Source organism: Flavobacterium sp. HNIBRBA15423 (assembly GCF_052655965.1).
Map to the genome: position 1 here is coordinate 454,658 of NZ_CP199751.1, position 13,618 is coordinate 468,275.

The 13,618-nt window shown below is 31.0% G+C and carries 10 protein-coding genes and 1 pseudogene; 3 read left to right on the plus strand and 8 right to left on the minus strand.

Translation table 11 applies throughout. The annotated features are described in order from the left end of the window. Positions 1-67 precede the first annotated feature (67 nt). Entirely contained in the window at positions 68-1,417 is a 1,350-nt protein-coding gene (locus ACULEV_RS01915) for an endo-1,4-beta-xylanase (RefSeq protein WP_445456999.1), read from the plus strand. A gap of 29 nt (positions 1,418-1,446) precedes the next feature. Next, positions 1,447-4,080 (plus strand): glycoside hydrolase family 3 C-terminal domain-containing protein, encoded by a 2,634-nt coding sequence (locus ACULEV_RS01920; RefSeq protein ID WP_445457000.1) that lies wholly within the window; start codon positions 1,447-1,449, stop codon positions 4,078-4,080. A 90-nt stretch (positions 4,081-4,170) separates the two neighbouring features. Here ACULEV_RS01920 and gcvP read toward each other — a convergent pair whose 3' ends face one another. Next, positions 4,171-7,014 carry an aminomethyl-transferring glycine dehydrogenase gene (gcvP, locus tag ACULEV_RS01925; RefSeq protein WP_445457001.1) on the minus strand — a complete coding sequence of 948 codons (2,844 nt, stop codon included), beginning with the start codon at positions 7,012-7,014 and terminating at the stop codon, positions 4,171-4,173. Positions 7,015-7,162: 148 nt separating this feature from the next. On the opposite strand from gcvP, the gene ACULEV_RS01930 reads away from it, so the two are divergent. After that, complete coding sequence (locus tag ACULEV_RS01930; RefSeq protein WP_445457002.1) at positions 7,163-7,978, plus strand: hypothetical protein; 816 nt, start codon at positions 7,163-7,165, stop codon at positions 7,976-7,978. A 283-nt stretch (positions 7,979-8,261) separates the two neighbouring features. Here the strand turns inward: ACULEV_RS01930 and ACULEV_RS01935 are convergent. The 7 genes and pseudogenes from ACULEV_RS01935 to ACULEV_RS01965 all read right to left on the minus strand — a co-directional run bounded on the left by ACULEV_RS01935 (position 8,262) and on the right by ACULEV_RS01965 (position 13,618). Continuing rightward, positions 8,262-8,961: pseudogene (locus ACULEV_RS01935) on the minus strand (IS1 family transposase). A gap of 192 nt (positions 8,962-9,153) precedes the next feature. Next, positions 9,154-9,783, minus strand: a complete 630-nt coding sequence (locus ACULEV_RS01940; RefSeq protein ID WP_445457003.1) for a hypothetical protein — start codon at positions 9,781-9,783, stop codon at positions 9,154-9,156. Between the two features lie 277 nt (positions 9,784-10,060). Continuing rightward, a complete protein-coding gene (locus ACULEV_RS01945) occupies positions 10,061-10,459 on the minus strand; it encodes a hypothetical protein (RefSeq protein ID WP_445457004.1) in 399 nt (132 codons plus the stop codon). Continuing rightward, complete coding sequence (locus ACULEV_RS01950) at positions 10,456-10,893, minus strand: hypothetical protein (RefSeq protein WP_445457005.1); 438 nt, start codon at positions 10,891-10,893, stop codon at positions 10,456-10,458. The genes ACULEV_RS01945 and ACULEV_RS01950 overlap by 4 nt, the downstream gene beginning before the upstream one ends. Beyond that, positions 10,877-11,500, minus strand: coding sequence for a hypothetical protein (locus ACULEV_RS01955; protein WP_445457006.1), 624 nt, complete (start codon positions 11,498-11,500; stop codon positions 10,877-10,879). Before ACULEV_RS01955 ends, ACULEV_RS01950 begins: the two co-directional genes overlap by 17 nt. Next, positions 11,419-12,837, minus strand: a complete 1,419-nt coding sequence (locus ACULEV_RS01960; protein WP_445457007.1) for an RHS repeat domain-containing protein — start codon at positions 12,835-12,837, stop codon at positions 11,419-11,421. Before ACULEV_RS01960 ends, ACULEV_RS01955 begins: the two co-directional genes overlap by 82 nt. A 325-nt stretch (positions 12,838-13,162) precedes the next feature. Next, entirely contained in the window at positions 13,163-13,618 is a 456-nt protein-coding gene (locus ACULEV_RS01965) for a hypothetical protein (RefSeq protein ID WP_445457008.1), read from the minus strand.

Genomic DNA, 13,618 nt, shown 5'->3' on the forward strand with positions numbered 1-13,618 from the left:
CTAAATACTATAATAAAGCCAATAACTTAAATAAAAAACAATTTTGAAAAGAATAAATAAATTACTTATGAAAAAAAAATTTGTACTCATTTGTACAGGAATAGTCTTTTTTTTGAATGCCTGTTCTAAAGACGACACTCCCAGCTCCGCTATACTTGCTACTCCAGTGGCAAATCCAGCAACAGAAATTACTGATGCTAGTTTTAAAGCCAAATGGAATTTTGTTTCCTCAGCTCAAAATTATTTATTAGATGTTTCTCTGTCTCCTGATTTTACTGATTTTGTAACTAATTATAATGCAAAATCAGTAAATGATTTAAATGATATCGTTATGAATTTAACAGGTGGAACACAATACTATTACAGAGTAAGAGCTGCAAGAGGAACAGAGGTATCTAACTATTCTAATGTGATTTCTGTAATTACTTCAGGAACATTTGTAAATCCAGATACGCCTTTGAAAGTTAAAGCAGCAAATAATTTTTTTGTAGGTGCTGCGGTAAGTTCAAGTAGGTTGTCTGGGGCATATAATACACTAATAACGACAGAATTTAGTAGTATAACCGCTGAAAATGAAATGAAAATGGAAAGCATTTTTACAGGACCTGGTACTTATAATTGGACGCAAGCTGATGCCATAGTAGATTATGCAGTAGCGAACAATATAAATGTTCACGGTCATGCGCTAGTATGGCACGGTTCGGTACCTAGTTGGATGAATTCTTATACAGGAACTGATGCTGAATTTGAACAGTTAGTTCATGATTATATTACTGCAGTTGTTACTAGATATGTTGGAAAAGTAACTTCTTGGGATGTGGTAAATGAAGCTATTAACGATGGAGGAGGAACAAGAAATACTATTTTTCTTCAAAAAATGGGTGCTAATTATATTGCAAAATGTTTCCAATGGGCAAGAGAGGCAGATCCGAATGTGCTTCTGTTTTATAACGATTATAATACATCTACTGATATTTCTAAACAAAATGATGTATATGCTTTAATAGATAATTTAAAAGCTAATAATGTGCCAATTGATGGTGTTGGTCTTCAAATGCATATTAAATATGATAGTCCTACCAAACAAGAACTACAAACGGATGTTGATAAAGTACTAGCTAGAAATTTAAAACTTCATTTTTCAGAATTAGATGTGAGAGCTAATTCTAATGATAGCCAAGTATTAAATACTTTAACACCAGAAAGAAAATCAGCTCAAAAAATGAAATACAGAGAAGTAGTTGAAGTCTATAATGCTATTCCTACAACTTATAAGTATGCCATAACAGTTTGGGGTATTAAAGACAATGAATCATGGATTTTAAATCAATTTAATAGAGTCGATTGGCCTTTGTTATTTGATAATTCATTTAATAGAAAAGTAACGCATACTGGATTTTTAGAAGGATTAGAATAAATAATTAAAAAGCGAAAAGTATTACAATTATGTTTGGAAAAGCAACAACACTTATACTATTGTTCTTTGTTTTAGGATGTCAGACTAAAAAAGAAATAGCAATTCATAAAGACGCAAGTAAGACATTTGAAGAACGTGCCAAATATATTGTTTCACAAATGACTTTAGAAGAAAAAGTATCACAAATGACCTATCAATCACCAGCTATTGAAAGACTTGAAATTCCTGAAATGAACTGGTGGAACGAATGTTTACATGGTGTAGCTCGTGCTGGGAAAGCAACAGTTTTTCCACAAGCAATTGGAATGAGTGCCATGTGGGATAGAAATCAAATGTTTAAAGTTGCAGATGCTATTTCAGATGAAGCCAGAGCAAAACATTCCGAGTTTGCCTCAAGAAATAAAAGAGGTATCTATCAAGGATTAACATATTGGACCCCAAATATTAATATTTTTAGAGACCCAAGATGGGGAAGAGGAATGGAGACTTACGGGGAAGATCCTTATTTGACAGGGGAATTGGCAGTACAATTTATAAAAGGATTACAAGGAGATGATCCGAAATATTATAAAATTATCGCTACTGCTAAACATTTTGTAGTACATAGTGGTCCAGAAAATGAAAGGCATAGCTTTAATGCGGAACCTTCTTCTTTTGATATGATAAATACATATAGTCCGCAATTTGAAAAAGTAGTAAAAGAAGCTCACGTGTATTCAGTAATGTGTGCTTATAATAGTTTTAAAGGATTGCCATGTTGTGGGAATAAAAAATTAAGTGATTTACTACGTAATGATTGGGGTTTTAAAGGTTATATTGTCTCTGATTGTTGGGCTGTAAAAGATTTTTATGACAAAGGAGCTCATGAAATAGTTGCAACTAAAGAAGAAGCTTCTGCAATGGCAGTTAAAGCAGGTACGGATTTAAATTGTGGGGATTCTTATCCTTCTCTAATTAATGCGGTTAAACAAAAATTAATTACAGAAGCAGAATTATACGTTTCCGTAGAACGATTGCTTTGCGCTCGTATGAAATTAGGTCTTTTTGCACCAGCTGGAGATGTAAAATATGAAAAAATTCCATTTAGTGTGGTAGATTCTGAAGTACATCGATTATTGGCTTTGGAAACGGCAAGAAAATCAATGGTTTTATTGAAAAATGAGAACAATATTTTACCGTTAAGTAAAGACCTTAAAAAAATTACTGTAATAGGACCAAATGCAAATGAATTGGATGTCTTATTAGGAAATTATAATGGTTTCCCTTCCAATGGAATTACACCGCTTAAAGGACTACAAAAGAAATTACCACAAGCAGAAGTTCAGTTTGCTCAAGGTTGTCCTTTGGCAGATGGGTTGCCTATTTTGGAAGCGGTTTCTCCTGATGTTTTATTTACAGATAGTTCTTGTAAAGTGAACGGACTAAACGCAGCCTATTTCAATAATTTAGATTTTAGTGGAACTCCTTTACATTCTCAAATAGACAAACAAGTAAATTTTACTTGGAAAACAACAGCCCCTTTTAAGGATATGAGCTATGATAAATACTCCGTTTTATGGACTGGTTATTTATCAGTTTCAGAATCTGGGAAGTATGCCTTAGGTGGTGAAGCTTTTTCGGGAATGAAATTATTTTTAGATGATAAATTAATAGTCGAAAGAGAGGATATGCACGAGCCTAAAAAAGTCTATGAATTCGTTACTCTTGAAGCTAAAAAAGTTTATAAAATCAAATTAGAATACAAGCAAGACAACACAGAACATGCTATTATGCGTTTTTTATGGGATACTCCTCGCAATACTCTTGAAAAAGAAGCTCTTGATTTAGCAAGGGAATCAGATGTGGTGATTTTATGTATGGGTCTTAGCCCAATGCTAGAAGGGGAAGAGATGAAAGTAAAAGTAGATGGTTTTTCTAGTGGAGATAGAAATGATATAAAATTACCTGCTTCTCAAACAAATCTAATGAAGAAATTAAAAGAATTGGGCAAACCTATAGTACTAGTAATGTTAAATGGAAGTGCTGTTGGAATTAATTGGGAAAATGAGAACATTCCAGCTATTTTGGAAGCTTGGTATCCTGGTCAAGCAGGAGGAACTGCCATCGCTGATGTACTCTTTGGCGATTATAATCCATCAGGACGATTACCTCTTACATTTTATAAGGATATTGCAGATATACCTGAATTTAATGATTACAGTATGAAAGGGAAAACCTATCGCTATTTTCAAAAAACACCTTTATACGATTTTGGGTTTGGTTTAAGCTATACTACTTTTTCTTATGATAATTTGGTTGTCCAAAATGAAATAACTGCTGATAAAGAAATAAAACTATCAGTCGATGTTACTAATACAGGGCAAAAAGAGGGTGACGAAGTAGTTCAGTGCTATTTTACGAATCCTAAAGGAGATGAACTAAATACCATTCGTACATTAGTAGGTTTTGATAGAGTCTTCTTGAAAGTAGGAGAAACAAAAAGAGTTTCTTTTACCATTCATCCTAAACAATTAGCACAAATGAATAACGATAATATAGTAGAACTTTCCTCAGGAGAGTTATTATTTTCTGTTGGAGGAATGCAACCTAGTGAAACACGAATAGCAACGAAAAAAGTAGTACAAGCCAAAGTAAAAATAGTAGGTAAAACGGTAGTTTATTAGCTCTAAAAATAATTCAACTATCAACGGTAAAAAGAAACCCCAAATACATATTTTGTATTTGGGGTTTTTAATTGGTTTTTAATTTTCAAATTACATATAAGCTTCAATAGGAGCACAAGAACAAACTAAATTTCTATCACCATAAGCTTCATCTACACGACGAACCATTGGCCAGAATTTGTTATCAGCAACATAATCCAGTGGATAAGCAGCTTGTTCTCTTGTATATGGAAAATTCCAATCATTAGCAGTAACCATCGCTAAAGTATGGGGAGCATTTTTTAATACATTGTTAGCATCTTCTTTAGTAGAAGCTTCAATTTCTTTACGAATAGCAATCATGGCATCACAAAAACGATCTAATTCAGCAACATCTTCACTTTCTGTTGGTTCCACCATTAAAGTTCCTGCAACAGGGAAAGAAACAGTAGGAGCATGGAAACCATAATCCATTAAACGTTTTGCAATGTCAGTAACTTTGATTCCTTTTTCTTCGAATGCTCTACAATCTAAAATCATTTCGTGAGCCGCTCTTCCCATTTCACCAGAATATAAAATAGGGTAGTGCTCTTCTAAACGTGCTTTCATATAATTGGCATTCAAGATAGCATAAGTAGTAGCATTTTTCAATCCTTCTGCACCTAGCATGCAAATGTAACCATAGGAAATTAAGCATACCAAAGCAGAACCATAAGGAGCAGCAGAAATAGCAGTAATTGCTTGGTCACCACCTACATTTAAAATAGGGTTTGAAGGTAAAAAAGGAACTAATTTAGCATTTACACAAATTGGCCCTACACCAGGTCCACCACCACCGTGAGGAATAGCGAAAGTTTTGTGTAAATTTAAGTGACAAACATCAGCACCAATTGTAGCAGGATTTGTTAATCCAACTTGTGCATTCATGTTAGCACCATCCATATAAACCAATCCACCATTTTCATGAATAAGATTAGTTACTTCTATTATAGAACTTTCAAAAACACCGTGGGTCGAAGGATAAGTAACCATTAAACAAGAAAGATTATCCTTGTGTAAAATGGCTTTTTCTCTTAAATCTTCCACATCAATATTTCCTTCAGGAGTGGTTTTAGTTACTACCACTTTCATTCCAGCCATAGCAGCAGAAGCAGGATTTGTTCCATGTGCAGAAGCAGGAATCAAACACACATCTCTGTGGTTATCGCCTCTTGATAAATGATAAGCTCTAATGGCCATTAAACCTGCATATTCTCCTTGCGCACCAGAATTGGGTTGAAGTGTGGTACCTTGAAAACCAGTAACAACATTTAATTGTTGCTCTAATTTTTTAAGCATTAATTGATAACCTTCAGTTTGATTTAAAGGTGCAAAAGGGTGAATGTTATTCCAATAAGGCATACTTAAAGGCAACATTTCCGATGCAGCATTCAATTTCATAGTACAAGAACCTAATGAAATCATAGAATGATTCAATGATAAATCTTTACGCTCTAATTTTTTAATATAACGCATCAACTGACTTTCCGAATGATGGTTGTTGAACACATCATGCTGTAAGAAAGTTGATTTTCTTTCAACTGTTGATGGGAAATTAATTTGAGTAGGTAATTCTGAAACTAAACTAGCTTCTTTTCCAGTAGCTTCAGCAAAAATGCCAATAATTTGATTGATATCTTTTAAAGAAGTTGTTTCGTTGAATGAAATAGAAATGGTTTCATTATCAATATAATAGAAATTCACTTCTTTGCTTTCAGCAATTGCTTTTACCTTTTCAGAAGAAGCTTTTACAACAATAGTATCAAAAAAAGAAGTGTTTGTTTGGTAAACCCCTAATTTATTTAAAGCATCAGCCGTAGCAATAGCAGAAGCATGAACTTTAGTAGCAATATATTGTAAGCCTTTAGGACCATGATATACAGCATACATTCCAGCCATAACAGCTAATAAAACTTGAGCCGTACAAATGTTTGACGTTGCTTTTTCACGCTTAATATGTTGCTCACGAGTTTGTAAAGCCATTCGCAACGCACGATTTCCGTTAGTATCAATAGTTACTCCAATGATACGACCTGGCATAGAACGTTTGTATTCTTCTTTAGTAGCAAAATAAGCAGCATGAGGACCGCCATAACCCATTGGAATACCAAAACGTTGTGTAGTTCCCACAACAACATCAGCACCCATTTCTCCTGGAGGTGTTAATTTTACTAACGATAAAATATCAGCGGCAACAGCTACTTTAATTTCATTTTCTTTTGCTTTCGCTATAAATCCTGCATAGTCATGAACTTGACCATATTTTCCTGGATATTGTAATATAGCTCCAAAGAATTCTGTAGAAAAATCAAAGTTTTCATGATTTCCTACAACTAATTCAATTCCTATTGGAGTAGAACGAGTTTGTAAAACCGATAAAGTTTGGGGTAATATTTCTTCCGATACAAAGAATTTATGAGCGTTATTTTTCTTTTGGTCACGTGTTCTTACATCAAAAAGCAAAGCCATTGCTTCCGCAGCAGCTGTACTCTCATCAAGTAAAGAAGCATTTGCGATTTCCATTCCTGTTAATTCAATAATAGTAGTTTGAAAATTTAAAAGGGCTTCTAAACGACCTTGTGCAATTTCTGCCTGATAAGGAGTATAAGCAGTGTACCATCCTGGATTTTCAAAAATATTTCTTTGAATTACAGCAGGAACAATATTTGGGTGATAGCCTAAACCAATATAAGATTTGAAAACTTTATTTTTTCTTCCTAATTCACGCACATGTGCTGCATATTCATACTCAGTCATGGCAGGTTCTAAATCTAAGTCCTTTTTTAAGCGAATATCATCTGGAAGTGTTTCATAAATTAATTGGTCTAAAGAATCCACACCAATAGTTTTTAACATGTGATTTAAGTCTCCTTCACGTGGACCTAAATGTCTCAAAGCGAATGCATCTGTTCTCATTTAGTTGTAAATGTAAGTAAGTAAAATTGTGTTGTTTTAAAGACAGCAAAAGTAATTATTAATCTTGTAATATTTTGTTTTTAAAAGGCTAATTTTTGTGATTTTTTGAACAAAAAGCCAATCTTATTAACACATTCACTATTTTTGTATGATGCCTATCTTTAAAAAAATACTCAATTTTTACATTGAAAGTAGCTTGCACGTTGCCTTAGCTGTTTATGCGTTAATTCGCATTACCTTTTTAAAGTTAAATATTGCCTATGATGAATCAGTAGCTTATTTTGGTTTTTTTGGTACTATTGTGGGTTATAACTTCATTAAATATGATGAACTAGCAAGGGTAAAAAAAGTAGTATTAACACCAACTTTTAAAGCTATTATTGGATTAAGTTTTATAGCAGGATTAGCCACTTTTTATTATTTTTTAGAGCTACAAACCAAAACAAAATGGATAGGTTTCATTGCTTTATTTATTACCATAATTTACACTTTGCCTTTCTTTCCTAGAAAACAAAATATGCGGAACTGGAGCGGTGTTAAAATTTATTTAGTTGCCATTTCGTGGGTAATAGTAACAGTGGTGTTGCCAGTTTTTGACAGCAATTATGCATTTGATATTGTAGTGCTATTAAAATGCTTGCAGCGTTTTATATTTGTTTTTGTCTTACTGCTAATCTTTGAAATCATAGATTTACAATTCGATTCAAAGAAACTACAAACCATACCACAAAGAATAGGAATAAAACAGACTAAATATTTAGCTTATTTATTACTAGTGGTTTTTATAGCCATGGATTTTCTAAAACCCCATATTTCTCAAATCCATTTAACGACCACTATTTCAATAGCGATACTAATTGCTGTTTTTACTTTTTTTGCCAATGCCAAACGCAACAAATACTACACCAGTTTTTGGGTAGAAAGCATTCCACTATTTTGGTTATTGTTACTACTAGTTCTTTAATTGATTAACATTAATAGTTTAAGTTTTTTCTACAGGGAAAACAGAACAAAAAAGCATTGAGAACCTTTTAAAATAAAGACTGTTTACTGTTTCATTTTATATTTGGTTTTAGTATTTGCTCCTAAAAACCACTTTCCTTCGTTATAAGTATCTAAAAGGAACGAAATTAGGTACCACAACTACGAACAAAACCCGAACAAAACTCGAACAAAGCCTTAACCAAACCTAAAAAGGCTAGTTGGGAATAAACCAATCATACAATAATTGGCAACAATTAGAAGTTTTAAGCCCAAAAATAAATACGCAAAACACATTGTAAAAGAATAAAATTTCTGCTAAAACAAATGGTTTTTCGCTGCAATCGTTTTAAGTGAGTTCGCATAGTAAGATTATTTCTTTCAATTTGGTTAGTGCCAAAACGCTTTACTTTATGAATTGCTAAATTTACTAAAGATTTATAAAGCACTAAACCATCTGTATAGCTATTTTTAGGAGAAGCAAGTAATAATGAATTGATAACATATTGTATCGTTCGTTTTGACCTTCTTCCTAAACTGAAACTAGCAACTCGCTTCGTTTTTCTTTCTAAGGCATACACAATCTAAATTGGTTTGTCTTTACGTTTTTAAATAGCAACGCATTTCATCTACCTCATAAATTTTATTCTTGAAGAAGATAGGATTAGAAATCTTTTTTGCAATAGCAATAATTCTTTTCAAAACAGTAGTAGTTGAAATTTGTACTATTCTTGCTGTACTTCTTATTCCTAGACCTTCTTTTATAAATTGAATAATTTTAGCATTTGTATTTGGTTTATAGGCTTTGTAACAATAAAAATCGATACCCCTTTTATAGCAATTTTTGCAATAAAACTGTTGCTTTTTATTTTTGGTAAACCCATTTTTGACTAAGTTTTTAGTATTACAATGAGAACAAATTCCTGCATCACTAATTTTAATACACGAGGTCGACTTTTTTACCATTTTCTTCGTTTTAAGACATTATATAATACAAAAAGGAACGCCATATTGCGTTCCTTTTCTATACATTTTTTTAATTAAATTTTAATTTTCAATTGGTTAGCTTCTGTGAAAAGGGTTGTCACTAACTTTGAAATATTACCTCAATTTGTTAGCTGTTCGTAAGACATATATCACTAACTCTGAAACATTACCTTATTCACTTTTTTTATAAATGTCCTTATTTAAAATTATTTTATCCTTTTTAATCTCTAAAGTGTCATTTTCAAAATATCTTTTTACTCCGTCCTTTTCATAAATTTTTATTTTAATAAACTTATTTTTATCACTTTTTTTAATTTTATAAAATATATTTTCAGATGATAAATTTATTGTATTAATTCTAACAATATCTCCCTGTTTTAATTCCAACTTCTCTAAAGATATGTATCCATTTATATCTGTTGAAAAAATGTTTTCATCATCATTAATCCTAACTATAATACCAAACATACCCTTGTTTTCTTTATCCATTACCTGTATAAGAGACTTGTCTTTATTCGTTAGTTCTTCAACCTCAATAAAATCATTCTTATACTCTAAAAAACTACTAAGTATTAAATTATTATTTTTTAGCGACCAACTACCGTTACTTTCAGATTGAATTAAAGGTATTTGAGATTTAAAGTTAAATGTACCATCTCTATTTAATTTAATATACTCGTTACCAACTTTAGTTTTTAAAACATAAGTACCTGTTAAGTTTTGTTTCGAAATAGAACTACATTTTATAAAAATGACAAAAAATAATATTGCTAATATTCTACTAATTGTTAATACTTTCATGTTAAATTTTTATTGACATTATTGCATTTAATACTTTCACCATATTACTTCTTTCTCTTGAAAGTATAAAGCATTTGGGATTACTAAAATTATCAATACCCAAATTTTTAGCATTTTCTTCGTTTTAAAGATTCCATGCATAAAAAAGATGAACTATACAGCTCATCATTTTTACAATTACTTTTAATTTTTATTGATTTTAAAATAGTTAGTTGTTTGTAGAATACATATCACTAACTCTGAAACATTACCCTAATTTTAGAATATTACTTTTTCCCTAAACGATTACTTCTTCAAAAGTATTTGCTTTTTTAATATTTTCTATCCATTCTTCTTTGAATTGATTTGAATCAAGTTTATATATTTTTGCTAGCATTAAATCCTTTAAATCTTTTAATGTAATATTTTTATTCAGGTTCTCAATTTTCATTTCACGTTTTGAAAAACAAGGAAAAACTTTTCTCCAACCTTTTGATTCTTTTATTCCAATAATTTTATACAAATTACCCTTACAATCGACGATTTCATGGTTATATCTTAAATTCTTAAAAATAGTATTTGAAGAATTATAAAAATAAAGATCATAAAATATTATTTCATTTATAATTTCCCCATTCCAATCACTTATCGAAATATCTAAAACTGGAAATTGTATTTTATTAATATACTCCTTCATACATTTCCATTGTTGTCCTTTTCCCAAAACATTTCTGATATTGATTTAGATTCCATAATTTTTGAATACCATTTATTTATAAAATCTTTATTTAAATCATTCACTTCTAACTTACTCATATTCGACAACATCATCTCCTTTACTTCGTTAAAATCAATAGTTTTATTTAAGTTTTCAAAGATTATTTTAGCCTTTTTCCCAAAAGGAATAATACGTTTTAGTAATGGTAAATTTTCTTTCTCCTTTATTTTAAAAAGATTACCATTATCATCAACCAATAAATGATTAAAAAGATACAACTTAAAGTTTGTATCTGATGAAGAATAAATAAATTCATCATCAAATAAGATTTCAGAAACATCATTAATTTTTGACCAATCATTAATAATCAAATCTAACAAAGGAAACTTTATATTATCAGTAGAGTCCATCATACATTTTTACTGTTACACTTTTCCCAAAACTACTTTCGTCTATCATATCACCGATTCCTTTTGCTTCACCATTTACAAGATAATTTACACCCATAGTTCCAAAATTTGCAATGAACCATACAGCAGCTACAATTGTACCAACCCCAGTTGTTGCTGCGCCTAACATAATTCCATTAATTACATGTGAGGGTTTTATATCTCCAGATAATGCTATATCTCCCACTAATAAAACACCTCCAATTTTTGTAAGTTTACTTGATGCATTTCGAATATTCGAAACTTTATTTAATTGTTGGGTTCTATGAAATTTTGCCCCTGAATTTTTCCATTGATTTTGCCAAAAATATCTTGTCCCTGCTGTTTTGGTAACATGCCAAATCTCATTCATCCGATGATACTGCCCTTTATAAGCAATACCAGTAGATAGAAAACCAATACCCGTATTAACACCCCATAAACCTGTTGAAATAATACCTCCTAATTCATTAGAACCACCTGTATCATTTGAACTACCTGAACCTTCCGCTAAATGAGAAGCAATAACTCCATCATTTGGATTTGAATCAGTTGAAGAGTATGGTGAATCATCACCAGCACTATAAACCATTCCTTCTTTACCATATAATTCAAATGTTCCATTTTCTGCTCTTCTAATCCATGTTCTCTTCTATATGCTCTAGCTTCCCTTCTAGACTCAAATAAACCTGTAGGGTCAGACCAAAAAACAGGATTATTAAAACCATAACGATATGGAGTTATATTATGTGACATTTCGGAAAGTTTATCCATTGAATTAAACCTACCAATAGCTGAATCATATTGACGATAATCCATAGCTGTAACATTAAGCGCTAGTTCGCCTTGATATTCTCTTGAATTAAAACGATAGTGGTAATTAGGCAGCAAAGGAGCAGCTAATCTAATGGCTATTGCACCGCTTTGTATTTTTTGATACATTTTATAGTCCATATTATAACCTTCGTGTTTTAATCCAAAAGGATAATAATGGTTTTCTTCTAGTAATTTTAAAGTACTTGTACTTGGGTCAACTCCATAACTTACTCGTATATTTCCTAGATGATCGGTGTAATTAAATACATAATTATACTTATCGTCTATTACATTGACATAGCCTTCTGGATGTGGAAAGAATTGTAATTCATTCACTTTATACTGAAATCCTCCAGCTAAATAGTCGGTTTGTGTTTTAATGCCTGTTTGTGTCACTATTTTAGTTACTTTTTGCCCTGTTGCATTGTAAAGATATTCAATTTTGTCAGCGCTTGCAAAATTTATTTCTGTTGGCAGATTCAAATGATTATAAATAATGGTTTCAATTTCTTTGTTTTTATCGGCTATTAGATTTCCATTGGCATCATACTCATAATCGTTTCCTTCGTTTACTCCGTCTTTAAATCCTTTTGGAGATTGACTTTTATCTTCTACTGCTAAAAGTTGGTTTTTGTTTTGTGGGTCATATGCATATACCAATTCATCGATTTGAATGGCATAAGTCGCATCATCAATTACTCCATATCGATTGAGTTTTTGGATATTCCCATTTTTGTCATAATCTAACTGTTCACGGTAAGCATTAGGTGCTGTGGTTTCGTTTATTCGACTGTAACTTGCATTTAACAATCTATTTAGATTATCATAAGAAAACTGGTACTTTCTTAGTTTGTTATCGCTATTTGTTTTCCAAAAGGTTTCTGAAATGTTTCCGTTGTATAAATCGGTTGCGGTTTCTGCATCATTGTAATTAATTTTAAAAGCAAACAAATCATTCCCTATGTTGTTGACATCGTTTATGTTTTTCAACCAACCTCTTATGTTGTAACTGTAATCTACGGTTTGTAAGCCAGAAGCTCCTGTTACATCTAGACCGCCTACGTTTTTACTGATTAATTGTCCTAGTTCGTCGTAGGTGTTTTTGGTTATCACTAATTCTGATACATGAGGTCGCGTTTTTTATCATTTTCTTCGTTTTAAAAGCTTTAAACATAAAAAAAGATGAACTATATAGTTCATCTTTTTTATAATTATTTTTAATTTTCATTGATTATCAATTTATTAGTAACTCTTATAACCTTCATCACTAAATCTGGTACATTACCCTTTGTTTTAAGACATTATATAACACAAAAAGGAACGCCATTGCGTTCCTTTTCTATACATTTTTTTAATTAAATTTTAATTTTCAATTGGTTAGCTTGTGTGAAAAGGGCTGTCACTAACTCTGAAACATTACCAAAATTAATCTTCTTTTCTAATTAATTGTTTCTTTATACTTACCATTAATAAATTTCTTGTAATTTAATGTAAGTTTCTTCTCTCTATAGATAGGAATTAAATCATTTATTTTATTTAAAGTCAATTCGTTTGATTTTAAAATTCCTATTAAATTTTTGTTTTCGTAAAAAAAAGTGTAAGAACACTCCTTACATACAACAATTATACTAAATATATGTACATCTTCTGGGATTTTTTTTAAATTATCAAGCAAATAGTCAAAATCTGTTTTGTTGTCGTTATTTGAAGCGTCTTGAATCACTTTTCGAACTGAATAAATTTCAAATATATCTTTGCTTTTTTTTGCTTTGTTTTTATTAATATTTTCTTTTAAAAGTATTTCTCCATTCTCTATGTTTTTATAACTTTCTAAAACATAAGGAATAGTTTTGTTATCAAACAAAAAACTATAATCAACTAAAAAATTTTCCAT

Coding starts and splice junctions, on each gene's coding strand:
- ACULEV_RS01915 (WP_445456999.1), top strand. CDS start 68: ATGAAAAAAAAATTTGTACTCATTTGTACAGGAATAGTCTTTTTTTTG.
- ACULEV_RS01920 (WP_445457000.1), top strand. CDS start 1,447: ATGTTTGGAAAAGCAACAACACTTATACTATTGTTCTTTGTTTTAGGA.
- gcvP (WP_445457001.1), bottom strand. CDS start 7,014: ATGAGAACAGATGCATTCGCTTTGAGACATTTAGGTCCACGTGAAGGA.
- ACULEV_RS01930 (WP_445457002.1), top strand. CDS start 7,163: ATGATGCCTATCTTTAAAAAAATACTCAATTTTTACATTGAAAGTAGC.
- ACULEV_RS01940 (WP_445457003.1), bottom strand. CDS start 9,783: ATGAAAGTATTAACAATTAGTAGAATATTAGCAATATTATTTTTTGTC.
- ACULEV_RS01945 (WP_445457004.1), bottom strand. CDS start 10,459: ATGAAGGAGTATATTAATAAAATACAATTTCCAGTTTTAGATATTTCG.
- ACULEV_RS01950 (WP_445457005.1), bottom strand. CDS start 10,893: ATGATGGACTCTACTGATAATATAAAGTTTCCTTTGTTAGATTTGATT.
- ACULEV_RS01955 (WP_445457006.1), bottom strand. CDS start 11,500: ATGGTTTATAGTGCTGGTGATGATTCACCATACTCTTCAACTGATTCA.
- ACULEV_RS01965 (WP_445457008.1), bottom strand. CDS start 13,618: ATGGAAAATTTTTTAGTTGATTATAGTTTTTTGTTTGATAACAAAACT.